This is a genomic window from Nocardia noduli (assembly GCF_019038455.1).
Lineage (GTDB): Bacteria > Actinomycetota > Actinomycetes > Mycobacteriales > Mycobacteriaceae > Nocardia > Nocardia noduli.
Map to the genome: position 1 here is coordinate 21,582 of NZ_JAFMPL010000009.1, position 25,414 is coordinate 46,995.

At 68.2% G+C, this 25,414-nt stretch carries 22 protein-coding genes; 13 read left to right on the forward strand and 9 right to left on the reverse strand.

Annotated elements, in window-relative coordinates:
• The first annotated feature begins 2 nt into the window (after positions 1-2).
• From JZ792_RS07925 to JZ792_RS07935, 3 genes are all read left to right on the forward strand, one after another.
• Complete coding sequence (locus tag JZ792_RS07925; RefSeq protein ID WP_216908361.1) at positions 3-1,397, forward strand: condensation domain-containing protein; 1,395 nt, start codon at positions 3-5, stop codon at positions 1,395-1,397.
• A 119-nt stretch (positions 1,398-1,516) separates the two neighbouring features.
• Positions 1,517-2,440 carry a S1C family serine protease gene (locus JZ792_RS07930; protein WP_216908537.1) on the forward strand — a complete coding sequence of 308 codons (924 nt, stop codon included), beginning with the start codon at positions 1,517-1,519 and terminating at the stop codon, positions 2,438-2,440.
• A 151-nt stretch (positions 2,441-2,591) separates the two neighbouring features.
• Positions 2,592-3,632, forward strand: a complete 1,041-nt coding sequence (locus JZ792_RS07935) for a 4Fe-4S binding protein (protein WP_254189481.1) — start codon at positions 2,592-2,594, stop codon at positions 3,630-3,632.
• 139 nt (positions 3,633-3,771) lie between these two features.
• Here JZ792_RS07935 and JZ792_RS07940 read toward each other — a convergent pair whose 3' ends face one another.
• On the reverse strand, positions 3,772-3,918 hold the full coding sequence (locus JZ792_RS07940) for a DUF1059 domain-containing protein (RefSeq protein ID WP_109527364.1): 147 nt from the start codon (positions 3,916-3,918) through the stop codon (positions 3,772-3,774).
• Between the two features lie 188 nt (positions 3,919-4,106).
• Entirely contained in the window at positions 4,107-4,628 is a 522-nt protein-coding gene (locus JZ792_RS07945) for a DUF8020 domain-containing protein (RefSeq protein ID WP_216908365.1), read from the reverse strand.
• Positions 4,629-5,261: 633 nt separating this feature from the next.
• Between JZ792_RS07945 and JZ792_RS07950 the strand changes: the two genes are divergently transcribed.
• On the forward strand, positions 5,262-5,783 hold the full coding sequence (locus JZ792_RS07950) for a hypothetical protein (protein WP_216908367.1): 522 nt from the start codon (positions 5,262-5,264) through the stop codon (positions 5,781-5,783).
• Between the two features lie 25 nt (positions 5,784-5,808).
• On the opposite strand, the gene JZ792_RS07955 is transcribed toward JZ792_RS07950, so the two are convergent.
• Positions 5,809-7,803: a TerD family protein gene (locus tag JZ792_RS07955; protein ID WP_254189482.1), complete on the reverse strand. Its 1,995-nt coding sequence runs from the start codon at positions 7,801-7,803 to the stop codon at positions 5,809-5,811.
• 446 nt (positions 7,804-8,249) lie between these two features.
• Positions 8,250-8,954 (reverse strand): TVP38/TMEM64 family protein, encoded by a 705-nt coding sequence (locus JZ792_RS07960; protein ID WP_216908371.1) that lies wholly within the window; start codon positions 8,952-8,954, stop codon positions 8,250-8,252.
• 177 nt (positions 8,955-9,131) lie between these two features.
• Between JZ792_RS07960 and JZ792_RS07965 the strand changes: the two genes are divergently transcribed.
• Genes JZ792_RS07965 through meaB form a run of 3 tightly spaced genes read left to right on the forward strand, consistent with a single transcriptional unit; the run spans position 9,132 to position 14,292 of the window.
• The gene (locus JZ792_RS07965) at positions 9,132-10,988 is read left to right on the forward strand and encodes a methylmalonyl-CoA mutase family protein (protein WP_216908373.1); all 1,857 of its coding nucleotides are present in this window, start codon (positions 9,132-9,134) and stop codon (positions 10,986-10,988) included.
• Positions 10,988-13,252, forward strand: coding sequence for a methylmalonyl-CoA mutase (gene scpA, locus JZ792_RS07970; protein ID WP_216908375.1), 2,265 nt, complete (start codon positions 10,988-10,990; stop codon positions 13,250-13,252). Before JZ792_RS07965 ends, scpA begins: the two co-directional genes overlap by 1 nt.
• Positions 13,249-14,292, forward strand: a complete 1,044-nt coding sequence (gene meaB, locus JZ792_RS07975) for a methylmalonyl Co-A mutase-associated GTPase MeaB (RefSeq protein WP_216908377.1) — start codon at positions 13,249-13,251, stop codon at positions 14,290-14,292. The genes scpA and meaB overlap by 4 nt, the downstream gene beginning before the upstream one ends.
• A gap of 20 nt (positions 14,293-14,312) precedes the next feature.
• On the opposite strand, the gene JZ792_RS07980 is transcribed toward meaB, so the two are convergent.
• The gene (locus JZ792_RS07980) at positions 14,313-15,773 is read right to left on the reverse strand and encodes an FAD-dependent monooxygenase (protein ID WP_216908379.1); all 1,461 of its coding nucleotides are present in this window, start codon (positions 15,771-15,773) and stop codon (positions 14,313-14,315) included.
• Between the two features lie 85 nt (positions 15,774-15,858).
• Here JZ792_RS07980 and JZ792_RS07985 point away from each other — a divergent pair, with 85 nt between their 5' ends.
• Positions 15,859-16,503: a TetR/AcrR family transcriptional regulator C-terminal domain-containing protein gene (locus tag JZ792_RS07985; protein WP_216908381.1), complete on the forward strand. Its 645-nt coding sequence runs from the start codon at positions 15,859-15,861 to the stop codon at positions 16,501-16,503.
• 33 nt (positions 16,504-16,536) lie between these two features.
• Here JZ792_RS07985 and JZ792_RS07990 read toward each other — a convergent pair whose 3' ends face one another.
• The 3 genes from JZ792_RS07990 to JZ792_RS08000 form a co-directional block, all read right to left on the reverse strand.
• Positions 16,537-17,109: a DUF3558 domain-containing protein gene (locus tag JZ792_RS07990; protein WP_308165195.1), complete on the reverse strand. Its 573-nt coding sequence runs from the start codon at positions 17,107-17,109 to the stop codon at positions 16,537-16,539.
• Positions 17,106-17,495, reverse strand: a complete 390-nt coding sequence (locus JZ792_RS07995; RefSeq protein WP_216908383.1) for a hypothetical protein — start codon at positions 17,493-17,495, stop codon at positions 17,106-17,108. Before JZ792_RS07995 ends, JZ792_RS07990 begins: the two co-directional genes overlap by 4 nt.
• 208 nt (positions 17,496-17,703) lie before the next feature.
• A complete protein-coding gene (locus JZ792_RS08000; RefSeq protein ID WP_232839946.1) occupies positions 17,704-18,441 on the reverse strand; it encodes a TetR/AcrR family transcriptional regulator in 738 nt (245 codons plus the stop codon).
• A 74-nt stretch (positions 18,442-18,515) separates the two neighbouring features.
• Here JZ792_RS08000 and JZ792_RS08005 point away from each other — a divergent pair, with 74 nt between their 5' ends.
• From JZ792_RS08005 to JZ792_RS08020, 4 genes are read left to right on the forward strand one after another with little or no spacing between them, the layout of a single operon-like run.
• Positions 18,516-19,391, forward strand: coding sequence for a metal-dependent hydrolase (locus tag JZ792_RS08005; protein ID WP_216908385.1), 876 nt, complete (start codon positions 18,516-18,518; stop codon positions 19,389-19,391).
• 47 nt (positions 19,392-19,438) lie between these two features.
• Entirely contained in the window at positions 19,439-20,449 is a 1,011-nt protein-coding gene (locus JZ792_RS08010) for a PDR/VanB family oxidoreductase (RefSeq protein ID WP_254189497.1), read from the forward strand.
• Positions 20,450-20,495: 46 nt separating this feature from the next.
• The gene (locus tag JZ792_RS08015) at positions 20,496-21,980 is read left to right on the forward strand and encodes a flavin-containing monooxygenase (RefSeq protein WP_216908389.1); all 1,485 of its coding nucleotides are present in this window, start codon (positions 20,496-20,498) and stop codon (positions 21,978-21,980) included.
• On the forward strand, positions 21,977-22,942 hold the full coding sequence (locus JZ792_RS08020; protein ID WP_216908391.1) for a short-chain dehydrogenase/reductase: 966 nt from the start codon (positions 21,977-21,979) through the stop codon (positions 22,940-22,942). Before JZ792_RS08015 ends, JZ792_RS08020 begins: the two co-directional genes overlap by 4 nt.
• Positions 22,943-22,957: 15 nt before the next feature.
• On the opposite strand, the gene JZ792_RS08025 is transcribed toward JZ792_RS08020, so the two are convergent.
• Entirely contained in the window at positions 22,958-23,662 is a 705-nt protein-coding gene (locus tag JZ792_RS08025) for a TetR/AcrR family transcriptional regulator (RefSeq protein ID WP_216908393.1), read from the reverse strand.
• A gap of 169 nt (positions 23,663-23,831) precedes the next feature.
• On the opposite strand from JZ792_RS08025, the gene JZ792_RS08030 reads away from it, so the two are divergent.
• Complete coding sequence (locus tag JZ792_RS08030) at positions 23,832-25,406, forward strand: succinic semialdehyde dehydrogenase (RefSeq protein WP_109527017.1); 1,575 nt, start codon at positions 23,832-23,834, stop codon at positions 25,404-25,406.
• Positions 25,407-25,414: the final 8 nt, after the last annotated feature.

Sequence of the window (25,414 nt, forward strand, 5' to 3'; positions counted from 1 at the left end):
CCGTGGTCAGTTTCGGTCTGATCGACGAATGGGATCCGGCCCCCGGCCGGCTCGTGAGCTGGTCCGCGTCGCCGGATTCGGTGGCGCGGGCCGCGTCGGCGCCCGTCCACCCGGCGCCGCCCTCGCACCAGCAGGAGTCCTATCTGCGCCTGGCCCATCGCAATGCCACCGCCGACTTCCGCTATTCGGGGCTGTGTGTCGTCACCGCGCAGGTGCCGGGCGCGCTGGATCTCGACGCGATGACGCGGGCGGTCAACGCGTTCCTGCTGCGGCACGACACCTTCCGCACCTGGTTCGACATCGGCGCGGACGGCGCGGTGCGCACCCATCTCGTCGACCCCGATGTCATCGATTTCGTGCCGACCGGATACGGCGAGATCGACAATGCCGAGGCCATCCGCGAACACGTCCAGAAGCAGACGCCTGGACCGTTCCAATGGGACTGTTTCACCTTCGGCGCCATCGAACACGAGGAGACGACCACCGTCTACATCGCCGTCGATCACCTGCACACCGACGGTGTCGCGCAGTACCTCTCGTGTGTGGACCTGGCCCAGCTCTACGCCGCGCAGGTGTGGGACGGCGGCACCGAACTCCCCGCCCCGGCCAGTTATCTCGACTACTGCGTGCGCGAACGCGCGCAGTCCGCGCTCCTGACTCCCGCGTCGCCCGGGGTCAGGAAATGGCTCGAACTGGTCCACGGCAACGAGGGTGAACTGCCGTCCTTCCCCCTGGATCTCGGCGGACGCGGCGGCGGCTACCACCGCAGCGCCCACCTGACCGTCCCGCTCTTCGACGAAGAGGGCGCGGCGCGTTTCGAACGGGTGTGCCGCGACAACGGCGCCGAATTCACCGGCGGCATCTTCGCCGCTGCCGCGCTGGCCGAACGCGAACTCGTCGACGCCGACTACTACTTCACCATGACCCCCATCAGCACCAGGGGCACACTCGCCGAACTCGGCTCGGTCGGGTGGTACGCGACCCTGATCCCGGTGGCCTTCCCGATCGGCGCGAACGCCTCCTTCGCCCGCGCGGTGGTCGCGGCGCAACGCGCGTACGAAAGCGGGCTCCGACTGACCACCGTGTCCTTCCACCGGGTGCTGGAACTGGTGCCCGACGACGCCGGAATCTCGGTCCAGGCGGGCTGGTCGAATCCGATGCTGTCCTACGTGGACGCCCGCGATTTCGCGGGCAGCGAATTCTTCGACGTGGCCCGCGGCGGCGTCTACGCCAACCGGGCGGCCGCCGAGGAAGTGCTGATGTGGATCAACCGATTTCCCACCGCGACCTCGCTGAGCGTGATCTACCCCGATACCCCGGTCGCCCACGATTCCGTCGACCGCTACGTGCACGCGCTGAGATCGGTCTTCCTCGAGGTGGTGAACGGCGCGCGCTAGCGTCGCGGCGAAGGGTTCCCGTTCATCCCGAATTCATCTGCGGCTGTGGCGAACCCGGCATGTCCATGCCCGCCGAGGCGCATGCTGGGAAGTGGTTGCTCTTGGTGCGGGTGGGCAGGATGGTGGTCAGTGTGGACGACACCGCGATGGACGCGTATTCCCGGACGGTGATCGCCGTCGCGGCGGCGGTGACCGGCCACATCGCCGGAATCCGGACCCGGTACGGCGGCGGTTCCGCCGTGGTCTGCGCCGATGACGGTTTCCTGCTCACCGCCGCGCGGGTGCTCGGTGCCGCCACCGAGGGCGAGATCGTCTTCGCCGACGGTGTGGAATCGCGTTTCGAGGCGGTGGGTGTCGACCCGCTGTCCGATCTGGCGGTACTGCGGGCGCGCGACGGTGCGCCCGGTGCGGTGACCTTCGGTGACGCCGACACCCTCGTCGTCGGTCAACTGGTTGTCGCGGTGGGGAGCCCGCTGGGGTTGGCGGGTTCGGTCGCCGCGGGAGTGGTCGGGGCGCTCGGTCGAGCGGCCCCGGTCGCCTCCCGTCGCGCGGGCCGGGTCATCGAGGACGTCATCCACACCGATGCCGCGCTGAATCCGGGTAATGCCGGTGGCGCGCTGTCGGATTCGCGCGGACGAGTGGTCGGGGTGGTGACCTCAGCGGCCGTGGTCGGCGTCGGCCTCGCCGTGCCGATCAACGGCACCACCCGCCGCATCATCGACACACTGCGCACCGAAGGCCGGATTCGCCGCGCCTACCTCGGAATCGTCGGCGCGCCCGCACCGATCACCGCCGGAATCGCCGGGCGCGCCGGACAATCCGTCGGTGTGCGCGTCGTCGACGTCGTGCGCGGCGGACCGGCCGAACGGGCCGGACTACTTCGCGGTGACCTGGTTCTCACCGTCGGCGACGTGGAAGTGCATGACGCACAGGGGATTCAACGCGCGCTCTTCGCCGAGGCGATCGGCCGGGCCGTGCCGATCAGCGCGGTCCGTCACGGTGCGACGGTCGACGTCGTCGCGATCCCGGTGGAACTCGGTTGACGAATGCCCGGCCGGCCGACCGATGAATTCCGGCCGCCGGGGCGGTCCGACCTTATGAGGCCACGCAGGTCTCGTCGAGTTCGGGAGGTCGACCATGGACCAGGAATCATCGGCGCAACGGCGCCTGGCGCAGCATCCGACAGTGCGACGGATGGCCGAACGGGGGCGGACGAAACCCGATCCGGTGCTCGCGGCGTCCCGGCTGCGGGAACTGTGCCTGGCGGCGGGCGCCGAGGACGTGGGGTTCGTTCCCGTCGATGATCCGCGCGTCGCACCGGAATACGAGCACGCGCGCGCGATCCTGCCGTCGGCACGCACCTTCGTCGCCTTCTGCGTGCGGATGAACCGCGACAACCTGCGCAGTCCGCAGCGCAGCCTCGCCAATACCGAGTTCAACCACGCCGACGACGAGGCCAACGCCGTGTCGCGTCGAATCACCACGGCATTGCAGGACGCGGGTTATCGCGCGGTGTACCCGGCACCCGGTTATCCGATGGAGGTGGACAAATTCCCCGGCCGCATCTGGGTCATCGCGCACAAAGTGGTGGCCGAGGCCGCCGGGCTCGGGGTGATGGGCATCCACCGCAATGTCATCCACCCGAAATTCGGCAATTTCATCCTGCTCGGCACGATCGTCACCGACGCCGTCGTCGACGAGCCGAGTGCGCCGCTGGATTTCAATCCGTGCCTGGAATGCAAACTGTGCGTCTCCGCGTGCCCGGTCGGTGCGATCACCCAGGACGCGGGTTTCGACTTCCAGGCCTGCTACACCCACAACTACCGGGAATTCATGGGCGGATTCACCGACTGGGCGGAGACCATCGCCGACAGCGACAGCCGCGCGGACTACCGCGAGCGGGTGAGCACCGGGGAATCGTTCTCGATGTGGCAGAGCCTGTCGTTCAAACCCAATTACAAGGCCGGGTACTGCATGGCGGTGTGCCCGGCGGGGGAGGACGTGATCGGCGCCTATCTCGATGACCGGAAATCCCACCTGGACGAGGTGGTGCGGCCGCTACAGAACACCGAGGAACCGGTCTATGTGCTGTCGGGATCGGCGGCAGAGGAACACGTCACCCGTCGTTTCCCGCACAAGACGGCGAAACCGGTGACGAACGGTTTTCCCGACGAGGTCAACGCGCTGCTCGACCAGATCGGGCCGAGGCCGCGACCCCGGGTGGATCCGGACTGAACGCCATCGACGCTTCGGCGGTCGATCCGTCCGGAAGTCGCGCCGGGGGCGGCGGGTGATACCGCGGACCGCCCCCGATCGCGGCAGTACATACAGCCCGCTCCGCGCCTCGGCGATGACGCCGTGACGCGGGGGCGGGTCAGTAGGCGATGAAAAGGATTTCCTCGCGGGAGTAGTCGTGCCCGGGGTGGTTCGCGGCGAGATGGGCCTTGGTCTTGGTGACCAGGTCGTCCTCGTCGGTGCCGACGATGGTCTCGCCGCAGGGGCAGTTCAGATTTCGCTTCATGCGTGGTCCTTCTTCCTTGAAACGGCCTGCCCGGACGTGCGCCCACCCGTGCTGCGCGCGGGTCGGCGGGCTTGGCACGAACGAGCGCTCGGCCATCGTATCCAGCCCGGCCGAACGCATGGAAGCCCCCCGCCCGCGCCGCTGCCGCCGGTGCGTGCGACCCGGCACCGGCGGCAGCGGACCCGCGACTACGGCGTCGAGTAACCGACGAGCGCGCCGATACCCGCCCCGATCGGGACGGTGACCAGGGCGCCGACGCCACCGAGGAAGAAACCCAGTACCGCGCCGATACCGGCGCCGACCAGTGCCCCGATTCCGGCGTTGTACTGCTTGCGGGCCAGCGTGTCGGCGGCCTCGTCGATGGCCTGCGCGCTCGCCGACTGCGGCGTGAGGGTGAGCGTGCGGCCCTCGGCGCCGATCCGAGCGGTGCTCTGTCCGGCGGCGAGCGGAATGCTCGCGACGATATTTCCCGCGTTGTCGGTCAGTGCCACCGACGCGGCATCCGGTGCGAGCGTGAACCGACCCGCGTCCACGGTCGCGATGACCCCGGTGCGATCGGCGGTGGCGGCCGCGACGTAGCCGATGCCGTGTTCGACCCCGTGGATCGCGGCTTCGGTATCGGATACGGGCTGTGCCGCTGCGGCGCCGGCGGTGATGCCGGTGGCGCCGATGGCGAGTAGAGCAGTGGCGGCGAACGTGTTGGCTCTCATTGCTTTCCCCATGTTCCGTCGGCCGATCGTGCGCCGACATTTCCCCTGACGGCCGGATCTCGGCCACCCCATTCTCACCCAGTCGACCGCCGCGTCGGAAGGTTTCGATCACATCGCTGCGATCCGTGGCGCTCGGTGTTCGCGGAGCCCGGCCGGGTTGTCCCGAGGTCCACCATGCTTGCCCGCGAACACTTTTCACGTCGCCCGGTGTTCGCGGTCCCGAAGCCGGGCAGCCGTCGTTCCACGGACCGATCCGCTCCGCACGGCCGAAACCCTCTCGCCGATCCGTGAACCACCCTGGGGGAACCCGGTCCGCGCCCGTGCGCGTCCCGCACCGGATACTCGAAACATCCTGTCGCCGGGATGATTAGCGACCCGATCGCCCGTTCCCGGTCTCGGGTACGACGACGTGTCCGCGCCGCCACCCGGGCACCCGCCGGGATGCCCGCGATCACACACGCTGTGTGATAACCGGCACACCCGGGCGTCCGCGATGACAGCCGATCGCCGCCCCTACCGGACCGATCCGACCCGCAGGTGAACGAATCGATATCCGGGCGTGGCAGATCGGGTGACTTGTAGGGTGCTCGGAAAGCCGGAGCGATCGGCTGGTGTGGATGAAGGGATGCCCTGATGGCGGATACGTCGGTCGAAGTTCTCCTGGAAGACTTCGAGAACAAGGACAACTGGGATCTCGGTGGCCCGGGGGCCGGGCAGACCCATATCACCACCTTCGCGGAGGGCGCGCCGAGCAAGGAACCCGGCGTGTACGCCAACGGCGCGGCCGGTGCCGATTACCGGGCCGTCGCCCTACTGGTCAAGGCCGCCGCGGAAGGTCTCGACATCGAACTGAACCCCAAACCCGGCTCCGCGTTCACCGTCCCGGGACAGCTGGAGGAACTGAACCTCTGGGTCCGTTCACCGCACGCCTCGATCCGGGTCTTCGCCCGCGTCGGCGTCGGCGCCGAGGAACAGGAACTGCCACTGGGCCGCATCACCGCCAACGGCGAGTGGCAACGCGCGGGCCACGAGCTACCCGACCCCGCCGCCGGCGTGGCGATCCTCGGCCTACGCATCCGCCTGGCCGAGGTGATCAAACGAGCGGGCGAGGTCATGATCCTGCTCGACGACCTCACCGCCCGCACCCGCCGCTAGCCGGGACATCCTTGAGCCCCTCGGCTCAGGGATGCGTGGTCTCCGCCGCGTCGACCACCGCCGATTCCGCCTGTTTCGGCGCCGCGGGGACCCACACGCGCAGCGGCTGCACGACCGAGCCGTAGAACCCGTCGGCGGCCGCGGCCACACTCGCGATGAAACTCGCCGCGGTACCGGACCGGCGGCTGCCCAGCGGAAAGGTCTGTTCGAGCGAGAACGACACGATGGTGCCGCCGCGCTGTTCGGTGAGCACCTTGGGATTCGCGCGAACCTTCCCGAGGACTTCGCAGGTCTCGTTGCCGCGTTCGGAGAACACCGCCTCCACCTGGACTTCGCCGGGAGCGTCGGCGAGCTGGCGGAGCAACCATGACACGCGGCGTGCCGACGTCCCCTCGTTCGGCGCGTCCAGGACCGTGCGGCACCGGATCCGGTTGGTGCGTACGTCGGCGACGACGACGAGGTCACCGGCGGCATCCGGAATCCGCAGCACCGCCTCGAACGTGCCGTCGGCCGCCAAACGTTCGGCGACCGCGGCATTGCGCGCCGTCGGATCCGACTGGTGTCGGCGCGGCAGCACATGTTTGACCGTCACCCCGAGCTCCGCCGTGAACCGCAGCGCGAGATGCCGCGACAGCGATACCCATTTCTCGGCGACGGCGAGCCCCTTCTGATCGCCCGAGCGCAGCGTGCCCGCGGTCACCGCGTCCCGCACCGCGACCCAGTGCCTGCCCATGTCCACGAGTTCGGTCGCTCCCGACCGAGGATGTTCGAGGTAGCGCAGGAATTCGCTCGCGATCCACGCCTGGAGGTCGTTCTCGATGCTGCCGTGCGACAGCAGCATGCGCACCTCGTGGGTCACCTCGGCCCAGGAGAGGTGCCGCAGCGCGACCTTGGCCAATTTGCGGCGGTCGACCTCGACGGGCAATTCTCCCGGACCGGCGGGCACATCGTTGGACAGGCTGATCACCGCGTCGTACTTCTTCTTCCTGGCCACATCGAGGTAGCTCTCGAGCTGCTCGCGGCGGAGCTTCCCGGTTCCTGTCTTGACCTCGAGCAATCCGGTCCACACCCGAGTACCGCGCACCACCTTGAGCACCGCGTCGGGGATGACCTTCGACTCACCGCGCTCGTACTGGACTTCGACGTAACCTTCGAACGCTCCGGCGGGCGCTCCGAGTCGGGCGCAGAGTGCCCGTGCGAGCGGTCGTACCGCCTGCATCGTCGCGATCAGCGCCGATGTCGCGCGCTTCTCCTGTTCCTCGCCCGCGCCGACACCGAATACCGAGAACAGCCGGGCGGGCTGCCAGGTATCGAGTTCCGCGAGCTTGAATTCGATCGGTTCGGCTTTCTTCGCCACCCGTTTGGCGGTGCGCACGCCACTGCCGCGACCGGCGGTTCGGCTCACGGGGGCGCTCTTCGCCTGCTCGACGATCGCGAGATCGGGGACGACCGACGGTTCGGGAGCGGATTCGACCGGCACGGCGACATCGGCCTCCGGTTCGTCATCGACGGCGACACCGTAATCCGCGGCGAGACCGGCCAATCCGGAATCCCAGCCCTGTCCGACGGCGCGGACCTTCCAGCCCTCACCGCGTCGATATATCTCGCCGAACACGAAGGCCGATTCGGTGCTCGCGTCGGCGGTGACGTATTCGGCCAGGGAATGGCCCGCACCGTCCACCACGTGGAAGGTGAGTTTGCCGAGTTCACCGAAAGTGCCGGTGCCGATACTGCCCGCGAGCGCGACCGTGTGCACATGGGCGGGAACGGTCGACAGGTCGATCGTGATCCTGGCCTGAGCACCTTCCTCGGTGGCGCTGGTGCCGAGGAAACGTACCGACCCGTCCGAGGATTCGGGCTGATTGTAGAAAACGAAATCGGAGTCGGAGCCGACCTTCCCGTCGGCGCCGAGCAGAAGTGCGGACGCGTCGACCTCGATATCCGATTCCGTCCATCCGGTCACCACATCGATCCCGACGACATCATCCGGCAGCGGAATATTCTGTCCTTTGGACAGCATCGGAGGCAACACGGCAATTCCCGTCTACGATTCGGCACGCATGATGACAAGAGGGTTCGTGTTCGAATGATTCGAATGCCGACCCCTGGAGCAGCACCGCGTATCGGGCGGTGACGCTGAGGTAGTCGGCTGGATGCCGTGCCCCGTTACAACGGTTCACTGCCCGATCATGCTGCTTTACATTCCTCGGCGAAATGTCGAGAGTGATTGCTATATCGAACCTTTCGGTCCGATATCTATCGGCGTCCGCTCCCCGAGTGTGATTCGAGGCTCGATACCCGGGGCCGGTTCGGGGCGTGCCGAGAAGCGCGCGATTCTCGGACCGAAATTGTCATCGAGTGAAGAAATACGGACGGCCTGATTCGAGTCCGCGTCTACTACCGATCAAAGGATTCGGCAGCGCATTGTGTGGTGGTTCGACCACTCGGACGATCGCGCGATTCTCGCTACCGAGGCGGGAGTGCGGCGGCGGGGGCCGGAACCTCGTCGGGGGCCTCGACGGGTGCCGGCGGGTCGGGGTTCCATCGGCTGTCGACGACGAGGCCGATCAGCCCGATCGCTATGCAGAGACCGGAGACGGCGAGCATCGCGGGGTGGGTGCCCCCGGTCAGGGCGTCGGCGAGGATGACGGTGGCGACGGTGCCGGGGACCGAGCCGATGAGGGACGCGGCGAGGTAGGGCCAGAAACGCACCGAGGACAGCGCGCAGCAGTAGTTCACGACCGAGAACGGGGCGAAGGCGACCAGGCGCAGTGATCCGACCGCGAGCCAGCCGCGTCGTTCGAGGCGTTGATCGATGGCGCGCACGGCGGGATGGGTCAGACGGGCGGCGACGTGGTCGCGGTCGAGTGCCCGGACCAGGAGCAGGGCGAGGGCGGCGGCGACGGTGGTCGCGGACAGGGCGACGACGCTGCCGAGTAGCGGACCGAACAGGACCCCGCACGACACGGTGAGCACGGTGCGCGGGATCGGCGCGGTCGCCGCGACGGCGTAGACGACGAAGAACACCAGTGGGAACCAGGGGCCGACCGAATCGGCCCACTCCTGCATCCGCTGCGGACCCGGCAGCGGAATCAGCATCGCGCCGACGAACAGGATGCCGACGCCCAGAAGTAGCGCGACGATACGCCGGTTGCGAATGAGCCAGGTCACGCGAGGGAGGTTACCGGTTGGTAGTGGCGGCCAGGGTCAACCCTCGGGGACACTGCCGCTAGCATCAGAAGAAACGGGACGAATGCTCGTTAACCGAAGTACTCGCTGACCTGGGCGGATATGGAGGTAATGGGCGCGCACAGTGGGTGCGCCATCTCGAGTGGAAGAGGGAAAGCAGTGCCGATTGCTTCAGAACCGGCCGCCGAGTCGGTACCGGAGTACGCCGCATGGCGTAAGGGAGTGGCCGGCGTCCTGGCGAAGGCCCGCAGGGTCGAGATCGCCGAATTGCCGGAGGAGCCCGAGCATCTGCTCGCGGAGACCACCTACGACGGACTCACCGTCGCCCCCCTGTACACCCGTCGAGACGAGCTGCCCGAGCAGCCGCTGCCCGGCGCCTTCCCTTTCGTACGCGGACGCGACGCGACCCGTGACGTCCACCGCGGCTGGTACGTGACCGCGCCGGTCACCTCGTCCGACGCGGCCGCCGCCAACCGGGAGATCCTGTTCGGTCTGGAGAACGGCCACAGCGCCGCGTGGATCGCCACGGGCGAGCGCGGAGTGCCGGTCGAGCAGTTGCCGACCGCGATCGCCGGACTGCTCTTCGAACTCGCGCCGCTCACGGTGAGCGCGGGCCCCGAGGTCGCCGCCGCCGCCACGCGGATCTTCGCGGTACTCGACGAGTACAAGACCCCGGACCGGGCGGCGATCACGGTCGCCCTCGGGGCCGCTCCGCTGACGAGCCGTTTCGCCGGCGTCGACGACGCGGGCCTGCCGGAGACGCTGACCCTCGCCGACCGGGCCATCGCACGCGAGGAGACGATCCGCGCGATCACCGTGGACGGCACCGTATTCCACGACGCGGGCGCGTCCGACGCCCAGGAACTCGGCGCCGCCGTGGCCGCCGGCCTGGAATACCTGCGCGCGCTGAGCCCCGGCCGCGATATCGCCGATGTGCTCGGTCAGCTGGAATTCCGGTACGCCGCCATCGACGACCAGTTCGCCACCATCGCCAAATTCCGCGCCGCGCGTCAGCTGTGGGCGCGAGTGGCGCACGTGTGCGGTGCGCCCGCCTTCGGCGACGCGCCCCAGCACGCGGTGACCTCGGCGGCCATGATGACCCAGCGCGACCCGTGGGTGAACCTGCTGCGCACCACCCTCGCCGCGTTCGGCGCGGGCGTCGGCGGCGCGGACACCGTGACGGTGCTGCCCTTCGATTCCGCGCTTCCCGTCGGCGAACTCGGCGTCTCGAAGTCGTTCTCCGACCGCATGGCGCGCAACACCCAGTTGCTGCTGCTCGAGGAATCGCGCCTCGGGCACGTCCAGGACCCGGGCGCGGGTTCCTGGTACGTCGAGGACCTCACCGCCGCCCTCGCGGACAAGGCGTGGGAGTTCATGCGGGAACTCGAGGCCGCGGGCGGCTACACCGCCGCGCTCGACTCGGGTCTGCTCGCCGAGCGGATCGCCGAGACCCGCGCGGCCCGCGACGCCGATGTGGCCCACCGCAAGACCGCGGTCACGGGTGTGAACGAATTCCCGAACCTGGCCGAGAAGCCGCTGTCGGAAACCGCTCGCGAAAGCGGTCTCACCACCCGATACGGCGCGGCCTTCGAAGGGTTGCGCAACCGGTCCGACGCCTACCTGGCGGCGAACGGCGCGCGGCCGAAGGCGCTGCTGGTTCCGCTGGGCACGGTGGCCGAACACAATGTGCGCGTCACCTTCATCGCGAACCTGCTGGCCTCCGGCGGTATCGAATCGGTCAACCCGGGACCGCTCGACGTGGACGCGATCGCCGCTGCCGCCGCCGAATCCGGCGCCACGATCGCGGTGCTGTGCGGTTCGGACAAGCGTTACGGCGCCGAGGCGGGCGCGGCTGTCGACGCCCTGCGCGCGGCGGGTGTCGGCACGGTACTGCTGGCCGGTGCCGCGAAGGCGGTCGCCGATCTGAGTGAGACACAGCGTCCGGACGGATACCTCGCCGCGAAGATCGACGCGGTCGCGGCACTGTCCGGCCTGCTGGAGAAGGTAGGAGCCTGATGACTACGCGCGAAGTCGAACATGTGATCGGCAGTTTCGCCGATGTGCCGCTGCACGAGCGCGCGCCCGAACCCGCCGCGGTCGACGCCGCGCAGGTGAAGGAATTCGTCGCCGAGGCCGCCGAGGCGAATCACTACACCCCCGATCAGCTGGTGTGGGCGACCCCCGAGGGCATCGACGTGCCGCCGGTGTTCACCAAGGCCGATCGTGACGCCATCGTCGCCGAGGGCTTCCCGCTCGACAGCGTTCCCGGTGTCGCGCCGTTCGTGCGCGGTCCGTACCCGACCATGTACGTGAATCAGCCGTGGACGATCCGCCAGTACGCGGGTTTCTCCACCGCCGCCGATTCCAACGCCTTCTACCGCCGCAATCTCCAGGCGGGACAGAAGGGCCTCTCGGTCGCCTTCGACCTGGCCACGCACCGCGGTTACGACTCCGATCATCCGCGCGTGCAGGGTGACGTCGGCATGGCCGGTGTCGCGATCGACTCGATCCTGGACATGCGCCAGCTCTTCGATCACATTCCGCTGGACCAGGTTTCGGTGTCGATGACGATGAACGGCGCGGTGCTGCCGATTCTCGCCCTCTACGTCGTGGCCGCCGAGGAACAGGGCGTCACGCCCGAACAGCTGGCCGGAACCATTCAGAACGACATTCTGAAAGAGTTCATGGTCCGCAACACCTACATCTATCCGCCCAAGCCCTCGATGCGGATCATCTCCGACATCTTCGCCTACACCAGCTCGAAGATGCCGAAGTTCAACTCGATCTCCATCTCCGGCTACCACATCCAGGAAGCGGGAGCGACCGCCGATCTGGAACTGGCCTACACCCTCGCCGACGGCGTGGAGTACATCCGGGCCGGTATCGAGGCGGGTATGGAGGTGGACAAGTTCGCGCCGCGACTGTCCTTCTTCTGGGCCATCGGCATGAACTTCTTCATGGAGGTCGCCAAACTCCGTGCGGGACGGCTGCTCTGGAGCGAGCTCGTCGCGAAGTTCAACCCCAAGAGCGCCAAATCGCTGTCGCTGCGCACCCATTCGCAGACCTCCGGCTGGTCGCTGACCGCCCAGGACGCCTACAACAATGTGGCGCGCACCTGCATCGAGGCGATGGCCGCGACCCAGGGCCACACCCAGTCGCTGCACACCAACGCCCTGGACGAGGCGCTGGCGCTGCCGACAGATTTCTCCGCCCGCATCGCCCGCAACACCCAGCTGCTGATCCAGCAGGAGTCCAACACCACCCGCCCGATCGATCCGTGGGGCGGCTCGTACTACGTCGAATGGCTCACCCACCAGCTGGCCAACCGGGCCAGGGCCCATATCGCCGAGGTGGAGGCGCACGGCGGTATGGCCCAGGCCATCGGCGAGGGCATCCCGAAGTTGCGCATCGAGGAAGCCGCCGCGCGCACCCAGGCGCGCATCGACACCGGGCAGCAGCCGGTGATCGGCGTGAACAAGTACCAGGTCGAAGAGGATCAGCAGGTCGAGGTTCTCAAGGTCGAGAACTCCCGCGTGCGGGCCGAGCAGATCGAGAAGTTGCAGCGGCTGCGCGCCGACCGGGATTCGGACGCGGTCGAGCGGGCGTTGAACGAATTGACCCGTGCGGCGGGCTCTTCCGAGGGCGGCATGCAGAACAACCTGCTCGCCCTCGCCATCGACGCCGCGCGCGCCAAGGCCACCGTCGGCGAGATCTCCGACGCGCTGGAGAAGGTCTACGGCAGGCATCAGGCCGAGATCCGCACTCTGTCCGGCGTGTACCGCGACGAGGCAGGGAAGGTCACCAACATCACCACCGCGGTCGAACTCGTCGAGGAATTCGCGGAGGCCGAAGGCCGTCGCCCGCGTATCCTCGTCGCGAAAATGGGTCAGGACGGGCACGATCGAGGACAGAAGGTGATCGCCACCGCCTTCGCCGACATCGGCTTCGACGTCGATGTGGGCCCGCTGTTCCAGACCCCCGAAGAGGTGGCGCAGCAGGCGGCCGACAACGACGTGCACGTCGTCGGTGTGTCCTCGCTCGCGGCGGGCCACCTCACGCTGGTGCCCGCTCTGCGGCAGGCACTGGCGGACGCGGGTCGTCCCGACATCATGGTGATCGTCGGCGGCGTGATCCCGCCCGGTGATTTCGACGAGCTCTACGAGGCGGGCGCCGCGGCGATCTTCCCGCCCGGCACGGTCATCGCCGACGCGGCGATCGACCTGCTGAAGAAGCTCGGCGCCGAACTCGGTCACGGCGCGGACGCCACCGCGACGGAATGAGCGAAGCAGGTTCGGCCGCCCCGCAGCGGGCGGCCACGCGCCGTGCCATCGATGTCGACGCACTCGCCGACGCGGTCCGCGCCAACGAGCGGGCCGCCTTGGCGCGGGCCATCACCCTGGTGGAATCGACCAGGGCCGACCACCGGGATCTGGCTCAGCGGCTGCTGCTGAAGCTGACACCGGAGGTGCAGGGATCCGACAGCACCGTGGTGTCGAATCGGGTCGGCATCACCGGTGTTCCCGGCGTCGGCAAGTCGACGTTCATCGACGCGCTCGGCATGTCGCTGATCGGGAAGGGCCATCGGGTCGCGGTCCTGGCTGTCGACCCGTCCTCCACCCGCACCGGCGGCTCCATCCTGGGCGACAAGACCCGGATGGCGCGGCTTTCGGTGGAACGCGACGCCTTCATCCGGCCGTCGCCGACCGCCGGCACGCTCGGCGGTGTCGCCAAGGCGACCCGCGAGACCATCGTGCTGTTGGAGGCGGCGGGTTACGACGTGATCCTGGTCGAGACCGTCGGCGTCGGCCAGTCCGAGGTCACCGTCGCCAATATGGTCGACGTGTTCTGCTTCCTGACCCTGGCCCGCACCGGAGATCAGTTGCAGGGCATCAAGAAAGGCGTTCTCGAACTCGCCGATCTGGTCGCGGTGAACAAGGCCGACGGCAGACACGAGATCGAGGCCAAGGCCGCCGCCCGTGAACTCCAGGGCGCGCTCCGTCTGATCCACCCGCACGACGCACTGTGGCGCCCACCGGTTCTCACCATGAGCGGGCTGGAAGGCATCGGCCTGGACAAGTTCTGGGACACCGTCCTGCAACACCGCCGGGTCCTCACCGACGCGGGCGAATTCGACGAGAAGCGCCGACGTCAGCAGATCGACTGGACCTGGACCATGGTGCACGATCAACTGTTGCGCCGTCTCGCCGACAATCCGAGGGTGAAATCCCTTCGCGCCGAGGTCGAATCGCAGGTTCGCGAAGGCACTCTCACCGCCGCGCTCGCCGCTCAGCGTTTGCTCGACGCCTTCGACGGATCCTGATCCCGCCGGTGTCTGCCGGATCAGGCAGCCTGACCGAACCATCTCGTCAGAGCCTCGGTCAGGCCGCCGTCGCCAGGTCCGGCCCAGGCGACATAGCCGTCCGGCCGGACAAGCACGGCGGGGGGAGTGGTGATTTCGCCCGATCTCGTCGTCGTCCGGGTTCCGGCCGGGTCGTGCGTCTCGATGACGTCGACCCGATCCTTCCAACCGGCGATATCGGGTATCCGCCTGTGGCAGAGCAGGATCGGGCGACCTGTCCGGAGCAGGGCGTGCACGCGGGTATCGGCGCCGCCGACACGGAGATCGGCGTCGGGCACCCGATATCCGGTGCTCGGGTGCGCGCCGCCCGTCTCGTAGCGGATGTCGAGTGCGGTGATCATCGACGCGAGTCGCCGCCGCACCTCGTCGGAATCGAGGAACGACCCGACCATGTCGCGAAGCGCGTCGGTATGGGCCCCCGGCCGCGACAACGCCGTCTGGGCGCGGGTGTTGTGCAGCACCCGCGCCGCGACCGGATATCGCTCGCTCTCGTAGGTGTCCAGCAGGCCCTCCGGTGCGCGTCCTCGGACGGCCGCGGCGAGTTTCCACCCCAGGTTGACCGCGTCCTGCACGCCCAGATTCAGCCCCTGCCCGCCCGCCGGGAAATGGATGTGCGCGGCATCGCCCGCCAGGAAGACGCGGCCGTGGCGGTAACGCTCGGCGTGCCGAGCGGCGTCGCCGAACTGTGTCACCCAGCGCGGGCTGTGCATCCCGGGATCGGTGCCCGCGATCTCGATGAACCGCGCGCGGAAATCCTCGAAATCCGGTGTCGCACCGCGATCGAGGGCGCGGTCGTAGCGCTGGAGCATGAGCCGGTACCAGCCCGGCTCGAACTGGATGATCGAGTAGTCACCGGCGCCGCGCCTGCGGCCGAACACGGGCCCCTCGGGCGGATCGGACAGTTCGACGTCGGCGATCATGCCGGTCATCGTCGCGTCGGTTCCGGCGAAGTCGATCCCCGTCAACTTGCGCACGGCGCTGCGTCCACCGTCGCATCCGACCAGATAGGCCGCGCGAATCGTGCGCGCGCCGCCGATTTCGACGTCGACGCCGTCGGTGTCCTGCCTGACACCGGTCACCGGAGCGTCCCATCGGATCGACGCCCCCGCGGCGACGGCGCGGATATCGAGTTCCTCTTCGATGACCGATTGCAGTACGGCGAGGGTGAAGGGGTAGCGGGTGTCGAGGTCCGTGAAATCCAACGGGAGCCCGGCGAAATGTCCCGAGGCGATCCGCCGACCCCGGGCGATCAGTGGATCGAGCATTCCGCGCTGATCGAAGATCTCCATGGTGCGGGCGTGGATTCCGCCCGCGCGCGATTCCCCGGTCCGTGCCGGTAACCGATCGACCACCGTCACCTCGATCCCGGCGAGCCGCAGTTCGCACGCCAGCATCAGCCCGGTCGGTCCGGCGCCGGCGATCACCACATCGGTCGTGTCCACGATCCACTCCTTAACAACGTTAAAACCTTAACGATGTTAAGGACAGCAGAACGTTGTTAAGCTGTCAAGGACGAAGGAGACGAGGGTGAAACTCGACGCGAGGGTTATCGCGGACGCCGCACTGGGACTGCTCGACGAGATCGGCCTGGACGGGTTGACCATGCGCAAGGTCGCCGCCGCGCTGGACGTGCAGGCGCCCGCGCTCTACTGGCACGTCAAGAACAAACGTGAACTGCTCGACGAGATGGCGCGGTCGCTGTTCGTCGATGCGGTGGACGGCGTCGAAGCGCCACGGCAGGGCGAGGACTGGCAGAACTGGCTGGTCGGCCTCAGCGCCCGACTGCGTCGTTCGATGACGCGCTATCGCGACGGTGCGAAGGTGCTGTCCGGAACCTACGTCGACGACGAGAGCATGTGGCGTACCGTGGAATTGACGTTGCGTACCTTGGAGGACGCCGGTTTCGAGAAGTCCGGTGCGCGGCGCGTGTTCCCGATCCTGCTGCACTACACCGTCGGATACGTCATCGAGGAGCAGGCCCGCGCGGGCGAGGATTACGTCGAGGGCAATCCCTATCGATCCGAACGGATCGGTTCGGTCGTCGATCCCGCGCGCTATCCCCGCACCGCCGCGATGGTGACCGAGGTCGCGTCCGCCGACCCCGACGCGGAGTTCGAATACGGCCTGCGCGTCATTCTCGCGGGAATCGTCGCCACCGGTACGACCGGCTGAGCTGCCCCGCGTTGCCGTTCGGCGGTTCGGGTGTCAACTGCCTTCGGGCAGTAGCGGAACCACCGCTTCGGCGATCTCGGTGACGTTGTCGCAGGGCGACAGTCCGCGCGGATGGGCGCGACGCGGATCGTCCACCAGGATGAACAGGGAGCCGGATTTCATCTCGACATTGATGCTGCACCCGCCCGGCACGTCGGGGCGTGCCTCGTACCGCATCGCTCGGCGTCCGCCGACGGTCGTCGCCATGGCGACGGGGAATTTCTCCCGCACGGCGATCAGGGTCGTGTCGGTGGTCTGCACGCGGAAGGTGTACGCGCCCGAGGCGGTGTAGGCGCATCCCTTCCAGGAGGAGCCGCCCGCATTGTCGATCCGTGGCTGTGGCGGGCGAGCATCCCATCGGCGCTGCGCGAGGAACGGTGGCGTCAACGCCGCGCACGGGTCGAAATTGATGGATCCCGAGTCGGCGCTGGTGGTGAGTGTCGCCGTGGTGACCGGTGCGTCGGCGGTGGGCATCGCGGTACCGTCGGCGCCGCACGCGGTGAGGGCGAGCGACAGTGCCACCACGCCGAATCCGAGGACACGCCCGCCGTGTCTTCGGCGGTTCACTGCCGTATTTCCCGGATCCCGCGCGCGAAGTCCTCGTCGGTCCGCTCGTAGGTTTCGCGAATCGTGGTGAGCAGCGACCGGATCTCGGTGGCGACGTCGATGTATTCGGCGAGGGTGTCGTACGCGTTGTCCGGCCCGCCGAACGCCTGTTGCCTGAACAGGGTGACCAGTTCCCGTGCCGAGGACAGGCGCGTGTTCGTCTCGCCGAGTCCCCAGGCCGTGCGCTCACCAAGCGCCCGCGCGTCGTTCCGGGCCAGCGACAGTTCGAGAATCAGCTCCTCGCAGGCCCTGTCGAGTTCGAGGAAGGTCTGCGGTTCCATGCGCACGGTCAGCGCGCCGGATTTCGCGTCCTCGACGAACCCCCCGAACGGACTCTCCACGGACATCCGTCGCCCCTTCCGATAGTCGCGTTACCCATTGAGACGCACGCGCCGGGAAAACGGTTCCATCGAAACACAGGAGAGGCGGTTCGCGCCGTGTCATTCACGGACGAAGCGTCCTGGAATGACACGGCCGTCGATCATCGGATCGGGAACCGCGGACCGGAAGTCCGCCGCCGGGGCGCGGGCGCGACCCTCTCGCGGATCCACGATCCTAGAATTCCGATTCGCGCGAACCACGTTCCCGCGCGACGGATTCGGGCTCCGGCGGCCCGGAGCGGATCAGCGCGATACCGGTGAGCAGTCGAGCGGCGTGTTCGTCGAACCGCTCCCGCGACACCGGGATCGAACCGGTCAGCCACGGCCGGTACAGATACGCCAGTGATCCGAAGATCGCGTTGGCGTTGAGCACGCTGTCGGTGTGATCCGGGGCCGGATTGCGGTAGTCGCCCGCGCCGATCGTCAGGGCGATGGGCGCGGTGAACAATTCGATGAGCTCGTCGGCGCGCGCGGTGAGCGCGGGGGTGGCCTGGCATTCCACGAACATGATCCGCCCGCGTCGGCGATCGTCGGTCAGGAAATCGGTGAACGCCGCGACGCAGTGCAGGAACATGGCGTCGCGATCGATCGGCGCGGTGGTCAGCGCGTCGAGGAGATGGTCGCGCGCGGCCAGCACCACGGTTTCGAGCACGGTGGTCATCAGGGCGTCGAGATTGGGAAAACTCTCGTAGAAGTACCGCTCGGTGAGTCCCGCCTGACGGCAGATGCCGCGCATGGACGTCTCGCCCGCGCCGACGGTGCCCATCAGCTCGATTCCCGCCGCGACCAGCTGTTCGCGGCGCGCGGTGACCCGCTCGGCGGGGGCGAGCCCGCGCCAGCGTCGGGTGCCGGGCTGGGTTGCGTCCGATTCGGCGACCATGACGCCGATCTTCTCATATCCAGAAGTAGACATCAGCTGATGTTGACATCATGTGATTTCAGAAATACATTTCGTATGTCCGGTTTCATCGAGGAGACGTGAGGACCATGGGTTCCGCTGCATATACCGATCAGGCGCACGCCATCCACGCCCGCGATGTCAGCTTCGACTTCGCCTCGGTGCCGATGCACTACATTCCCGGCGAGGTCATGGCGACGCACATCATCAACGTCATGCACCTGGTGCTCCCGGAAGGGGAGCGGGCCATGGCGCAGGCGCTGACCGAAGCGCTTCCGCTGATCTCCGACGAACGCCTCGCCGAGGAAGTCCGCGGATTCATCGGCCAGGAATCCATGCACGCCGGTTCGCACGAACAAGCGCGTCGGCAGTTGGAACAGCTCGGTCTCGAGGTCGGACCGATGGTCGAACTGATGTCGTGGCTGACCGATCGACTGCTCGGCGATCACGGTCTCACCGGCCGCGCCAAACACGCGTGGCTGTGCGAACGGCTCGCTCTGTTCGCGGGGATGGAGCACTACACCGCCGTGATCGGCGAATGGCTGCTCACCAACGACAAACTCGAAGCCGCGGGAATGCATCCGGCGATGCTCGACCTGATCCGCTGGCACGGCGCCGAAGAGGTGGAACACCGCAGCGTCGTCTACGACGCGTACATGTACGTCGACGGCAGTTACGCCAGGAAGGCGCGACAGGCGGTCATCGCGAGCGTGGGACTGCTCGCCCTGTTCGCCGCCTCCGGCGGCTACCTGTTCCACCGGGATCCCGAGCCGACGAAGGGCCGCTGGTGGCCGTGGCAACTGGCCAGCGCCTCGGTGCGGGGCGTGGTCCCGAGTTTCACCACCTTCTTCACCGAGATCCCGCGCTACCTGCGTCCCGGATTCCATCCCTCGCAACTGGGCCCGATGGACAACGCGCTGCGCTACCTGGCGAAATCGCCCGCCGCGCGAGGCGGCGTGTCGTGAGCGACGGGTTCCGTCCCGGCGCGGGGGTGCGGCTGCTGGTCTCGGCGATGGACGCCTACAAGCTGGTTTTCGTGGAAACCGCTGCCGCGCGGGTGCTCTCGCGCCCGCGTCCGGTGCGCCGCGAGGGATACGACCGCACCGTGGTGATCGACCGCGTCCGAGTCGAAGTCGACGACGTCGTCAGCCTGACCTTGCGCGATCCGCGACGCGAGCTGCTACCCGAATGGACGCCGGGTGCGCACCTGGATGTATTCCTGCCGTCGGGCAGGCAACGCCAGTATTCGCTCGACGGCGACCCGGCCGATCGCGCGAGCTATCGGATCTCGGTACGTCGCATCGCCGACGGCGGCGGCGGTTCGGCCGAGGTGCACGACGCGCTGCGTCCCGGTGACCGACTCCGAATCCGCGGCCCCCGCAACGCATTCCCCTTCATCGCCGCCGAATCCTATCTCTTCGTCGCCGGTGGTATCGGCATCACACCGATCCTGCCGATGGTCGCCGCGGCCGCTCGCGCGGGCATCCCGTGGCGGCTGGTGTACGCGGGGCGCTCACGCGCGAGTATGCCGTTCCTGGAAGAACTGTCGCGGTTGCGCGGCGGGGAGCTGATCGTGCGACCCGACGACGAATTCGGCCTCGCGGGCCCGGCCGATCTCGTCGACCGGGTGGCCCCGAATTCCACCGTCTACATCTGCGGTCCGCCCGCGCTGATGGAGACGGCCTGCGCGCGGGTGGCTTCCCTGGATCCGTCGGTCGCCCTGCACACCGAACGATTCTCCGCGCCGCCGGTGCGTGACGGTGTCGCGTTCGATATCGCGCTCACCAGGACCGGCCGCACCGTGCGCGTCGGCGCGCGGGAATCGGCGCTCTCCGCCATCCGGCGGGTGCTGCCCGGCGTCGCCTACTCGTGCCAGCAGGGATTCTGCGGAACCTGCAAGGTTCGGGTGCTCGACGGCACGGTCGAGCACCGCGACCGGTTGCTCGCCGACACCGAGCGCCCCGATTCGATGCTGACCTGCGTATCACGCTCGCGCGGTGGCGAACTCACGCTCGACCTCTAGCTGCTCGGCGGGCGAGGATGCCCGCGCCGGAAAGGATTTGGCTGGCATGGCCGTAGATATTCGCGCACACGATATTCCCGAACACCTCTCGATCGCCGTCATCGGCGCGGGTATCGCCGGTATCGGACTCGCGGTGAGATTGCGCGAAGCCGGATTCGAGGACTTCCTCGTCTTCGAACGCGCCGACGATCTCGGCGGCACCTGGCGGGCCAACACCTATCCCGGTGCCGCCTGCGATGTGCCGTCGCACCTGTACTCGTACTCGTTCGCGCCCAACCCCGACTGGTCGCGCACCTACGGCACGCAACCGGAGATCCTCGCCTATCTGCGCGGTGTCGCCGACGAACACGACGTGCGGCGGTACATGCGTTTCGGCGCGGACCTCGAACAGGCGCGCTGGGACGAACCGGAGAACCGGTGGCGGTTGCGCACCGGCCGCGGCGAACTCACCGCCGATATCCTGATCTCGGCCGTCGGACCGTTCAGCGAGGCGCAGATCCCCGCGATGCCGGGCCGGGACACCTTCGCGGGCAAGCAGTTCCACTCGCTGCACTGGGACCACGAGCACGATCTGACCGGCGAGCGGGTGGCCGTCATCGGCACCGGCGCGTCCGCGGTGCAGTTCATCCCCGAGATCCAGCCGGTGGTCGACTCGCTGACGGTCTTCCAGCGTTCCGCGCCGTGGATCGTCTCCCGTCTCGACCGCACCACCACCGGCGTAGAGCGCGCGGCGCTGCGCCGGATGCCATTGCTCGGCAAAGCGATTCGCGGCGCGTTCTACGCGGGTATCGAGGGGTTCGGACTCGTCGGATTCGTCGACAAACGTTTCCGGCATCCCTACGAGACGCTGTCGAAACTGCAACTGCTGCGCCAGGTCCGCGACCCCGAACTGCGCCGCAAACTCACCCCCGACTATGTCATCGGCTGTAAGCGCGCGATCTTCTCCGACGCCTATTTCCCCGCCCTGACCCAGCCCAATGTCGAGGTGGTGACCGAGGGCATCCGCGAGATCCGCCCGCATTCCGTCGTCACCGCCGACGGTGTCGAACATCCGGTCGACACCCTGATCTGGGGAACCGGATTCGGCATGCCCGCGGGCGTTTTCGAGCGGATCCACGGCGCGGACGGACTGTCCATCGCCGACCACTACCATCGCCGTCCCAGCAGCTACCTCGGCGCCGCCATCGCCGGTTTCCCGAATTTCTTCTGCACCCTCGGTCCGTTCGGGGCGGCGGGTAACCAGTCCGCCATCTACATGATCGAAGCCCAACTGCACTACATCGTCGACGCGCTGCGGACCATGCGCGAGCAGGGTTTCGGTCGTGTCGAGGTCAGGAAGGACGTGCAGAGCGCCTTCCTCGACGAGGTCGCCGAACGCAGCCGCGAGACCGCGTGGCTCACCGGTGGCTGCCGCAGCTACTACCAGACCGCCGACGGCCACAATTCCGGTCTGTATCCGAACTGGAGTTTCGAATACCGCCGTCGCACCAGGCGTTTCGACGCCGAATCCTACGAATTGAGCGGCCGATGAGCCTGACGGACCTGCTGTCGGTACGCAAACTGCTCGCGGCGGTGCCGTCGGTGTCGCAGAGCGCGGGCACCCTCGACCTCCGAGGGAAGGTCGCGCTCATCACCGGCGCGGCCACCGGGATCGGGCGGGCGCTGGCCGAGGATCTGCACGAACGCGGCGCGCGCGTCGCGATCCTCGATATCGACGCCACCGCGGCCGAGACCGCCGCGCGGGAGCTGGGGGAGCGCGCGCTGGCCGTCACCGCCGATGTCGCCGACCGGGAGACCGTGCGCGCCGCCGTCGAGCGGGTGCACGCGACCTTCGGCCGCATCGACGTGGTCGTCGCCAACGCCGGAGTGGTACCGGAACCCGCGACGATCGCGACCATGGATCCGGCCGTCTTCGATCGTGTCGTGGCCATCAACCTGATCGGCGTGTTCAACACCGTGCACCCGGCGCTGCCGCACATCATCGACGTCGGCGGACACGTGGTCGTGGTGTCCTCGGCCGCCGCCTTCGCCCCCGGCATGGCCGGTTCGCCGTACATGACGACCAAAGCCGCCGTCGAACAATTCGGTCGCGCACTGCGCGTCGAACTGGCGGCGGCGGGCGCGACCGCGGGCGTCGCCTACTTCGGCATCGTCGACACCGCCATGACCCACGGCACCCTCGACGACGACGAATTGGGCCGCGCGGTCGGCGAATTGCTGCCGTGGCCGCTGAGCCGCCGCATCTCCGCCCGCGAGGCCGCCGCGTCGGTCGCCGAAGGCATCGTCCGCCGCGCCCCCCGCACCATCGCCCCCATCCAGTGGGAGCCCTACGCCCTGCTGCGCGGCGCGATCAACGTCGTCCTCGACGATCGCCTGACCCGCGACGCACGCGTCGCGGACCTGATCCGGCGTGTGGAACAGCGGGTGATCGCCCGTCGCGCGGTGGGTGACGGATCGCGGGAGCGCACCGTGACTCCCTCGGCTGTCGAGTAGCCGGAACCGGTCCCCTCAATCGACGCTTTCGGGGAACAGTCCCGGCAGCCCGAGGGCGTATTCCAGGTCGGTCCTCGTCCCGAGGGTGGTCAGCAGGACACGGATCATCGTCAACCTGGCCTCGGCGACCACCTCGGGATCGGGTTCCGCGCCGGGACCGGCGTCGGCGGAGATCCGGAAGACCACGTATTCGCAGACGTGCAGCGCGGCGTCGAGGTCGAGGGGGCTGGGCGCGGGGCGGCCGAGCGCGGAGAAGGTGTCGCGTACCGAGGCCCGGATGTCGTCGAAGGCGCGTTCGCGGTATTCCGACACCGGTGAGGCCGGGTCGTGGAGTTCGGCGAAGAGCGGGCGCAGCATCGCGCCGTGGCCGCGCGCCCAGTCCAGATAGGCGTCGATGAGGCGGATGCCGAGTTCGACGGGTTCGTCGGTGCCCGACAGCGCGGTGCGGATGCCACCGACCAGCCCGGCATTGGACGTGGTCAGCAGCACGTGCAGCGGTTCGACCGCGTTGCCGAAGTAGCGGTAGAAGGTCGGACGGGCGAGTCCGGCCTGTTCGATGATCTGCGCGACGTTGAGCCCCCGCGACCCGGTTCGGGTGAACACGGCGGCGGTGGCGGTCACGATCCTGGCGCGGACCTCGTCGGCCTGCTCCCTCGTCTGCGGCGGCCTGCCCCGCCGGGTGGTGGAGGTTTCGGCCGCGTCGGAGCTACTTGTCGACATGGTGACTCCTCACAGCGGCCCGACCTGCGGATCTGTGGTGCACACCGGAGAGCTTGACACGGGATACGGCACAAGGATTAATCTAACACTAGTGTTCAGTAAATAGCTGACGGGCTCGGTGTACCGCCGGACCCACGAGCCGTATCCGATCCACGAGAGGGGCCGACCGATGACGACCGCCCGCAGGCTCGCCGCAGAACCCACCGCACTGCCCGCCACCCTGGTGCAGCCCCTGCTCGATCTCGCCGTCGCGGGCGGCGCGCCCGCCGTGGAGGTTTTCGCCCCAGCCACCGGCGCGAAGATCGCCGATCTGCCGCAGTCGTCCACGGCCGATATCGACCGCGCCTTCGCCACCGCGCGGGAAGCTCAGCGCGCCTGGGCGCTGCGTCCGGTGCGCGAGCGGATCGCGATCCTGCGCCGCTTCCACGACATCGTGCTGGACGAGCAGCAGACGATTCTCGACATAGTGCAGGTCGAAACCGGGAAATCGCGCGCCCACGCCTTCGACGAGGTCGGCGACGTCGCGGTCAACGCCAGGTACTACGCCTCGGTCGCGGACAAACTTCTGGCCGACCGCAAACCGCGCGGCGTGCTGCCGGTACTCACCCGCGTCGAGGTGCGCCACCGTCCGAAGGGCGTCGTCGCGGTCATCTCACCGTGGAACTATCCCCTCGCGCTCGCGGTATCGGACGCGCTGCCCGCGCTGGTCGCGGGCAATGCCGTGGTCTCGCGCCCGGACAACCAGACCGCGCTGACCGCACTGTGGGCCATCGCCGCCGCCGAGCGCGCCGGACTCCCGTCCGGGCTGTGGCAGGCGGTTCTCGGCCGCGGTTCGGCGATCGGCGGCGAGGTCATCGCCCGCGCCGACTACGTCGACTACACCGGGTCGAGCGCCACCGGCCGCACCATCGCCCAGCAGGCCGGGGAACGCCTCATCGGCTACTCGCTGGAACTGGGCGGAAAGAATCCGCTGCTCGTCCTGGCCGACGCCGACATCTCGCGCGCCGCCCGCATCGCCATTCGCGCCTGTTTCGCCTCCGCCGGGCAGCTGTGCGAATCGATGGAGCGTATCTACGTGCACGACAGCGTGTACGACCGATTCGTGTCCGAGTTCGTCGAGCATGTGAAGGCGATAAAACTCGGCGGCGCACTGGATTTCAGCAGTGACATGGGTTCGCTGACCTTCCGGCGTCAGATCGACACTGTCCGTTCGCACGTCGAGGACGCCGTCGCCAAGGGCGCGACGGTGCTCGCGGGCGGCCGCGCCAGGCCCGATCTCGGCCCCTACTTCTACGAACCCACCGTGCTCGCCGATGTGCGCCCCGGAATGACGGTGTACCGCGAGGAGACCTTCGGTCCCGTCGTCTCGATCTACCGCGTCGGCAGCGACGAGGAGGCGATCACGGCCGCCAACGACACCGCCTACGGACTCAACGCCAGTGTGTGGACGAAGGATACGAGTCGTGGGCGTGCGGTCGCGGCGCGTATCAACGCCGGATCGGTGAACGTGAACGAGGGTTTCATCGCGGCATGGGGCAGCGCCGACGCGCCGTCGGGCGGACTCGGCATCTCCGGAACCGGGCGCCGTCACGGTCCGGAAGGACTGCTCAAGTACATCGACACCCAGACGATCGCGACGCAGCGCGTGCTGCCGATCGCGCCGCTGCCGGGAATGTCGGAGGAACTGTGGGCCAAGACGATGACGCTGTATTTCTCGGTCATGAAATCGCTGCGCCAGAAATAGCCCGCACC

Excerpts from the sequence above, each read along its gene's own strand:
- JZ792_RS07930 (WP_216908537.1), top strand. The coding sequence starts at position 1,517 with ATGGTGGTCAGTGTGGACGACACCGCGATGGACGCGTATTCCCGGACG.
- JZ792_RS07935 (WP_254189481.1), top strand. The coding sequence starts at position 2,592 with ATGGCCGAACGGGGGCGGACGAAACCCGATCCGGTGCTCGCGGCGTCC.
- JZ792_RS07940 (WP_109527364.1), bottom strand. The coding sequence starts at position 3,918 with ATGAAGCGAAATCTGAACTGCCCCTGCGGCGAGACCATCGTCGGCACC.
- JZ792_RS07945 (WP_216908365.1), bottom strand. The coding sequence starts at position 4,628 with ATGAGAGCCAACACGTTCGCCGCCACTGCTCTACTCGCCATCGGCGCC.
- JZ792_RS07950 (WP_216908367.1), top strand. The coding sequence starts at position 5,262 with ATGGCGGATACGTCGGTCGAAGTTCTCCTGGAAGACTTCGAGAACAAG.
- JZ792_RS07955 (WP_254189482.1), bottom strand. The coding sequence starts at position 7,803 with ATGCTGTCCAAAGGACAGAATATTCCGCTGCCGGATGATGTCGTCGGG.
- scpA (WP_216908375.1), top strand. The coding sequence starts at position 10,988 with ATGACTACGCGCGAAGTCGAACATGTGATCGGCAGTTTCGCCGATGTG.
- meaB (WP_216908377.1), top strand. The coding sequence starts at position 13,249 with ATGAGCGAAGCAGGTTCGGCCGCCCCGCAGCGGGCGGCCACGCGCCGT.
- JZ792_RS07995 (WP_216908383.1), bottom strand. The coding sequence starts at position 17,495 with ATGTCCGTGGAGAGTCCGTTCGGGGGGTTCGTCGAGGACGCGAAATCC.
- JZ792_RS08000 (WP_232839946.1), bottom strand. The coding sequence starts at position 18,441 with ATGTCTACTTCTGGATATGAGAAGATCGGCGTCATGGTCGCCGAATCG.
- JZ792_RS08005 (WP_216908385.1), top strand. The coding sequence starts at position 18,516 with ATGGGTTCCGCTGCATATACCGATCAGGCGCACGCCATCCACGCCCGC.
- JZ792_RS08010 (WP_254189497.1), top strand. The coding sequence starts at position 19,439 with ATGGACGCCTACAAGCTGGTTTTCGTGGAAACCGCTGCCGCGCGGGTG.
- JZ792_RS08015 (WP_216908389.1), top strand. The coding sequence starts at position 20,496 with ATGGCCGTAGATATTCGCGCACACGATATTCCCGAACACCTCTCGATC.
- JZ792_RS08020 (WP_216908391.1), top strand. The coding sequence starts at position 21,977 with ATGAGCCTGACGGACCTGCTGTCGGTACGCAAACTGCTCGCGGCGGTG.
- JZ792_RS08025 (WP_216908393.1), bottom strand. The coding sequence starts at position 23,662 with ATGTCGACAAGTAGCTCCGACGCGGCCGAAACCTCCACCACCCGGCGG.
- JZ792_RS08030 (WP_109527017.1), top strand. The coding sequence starts at position 23,832 with ATGACGACCGCCCGCAGGCTCGCCGCAGAACCCACCGCACTGCCCGCC.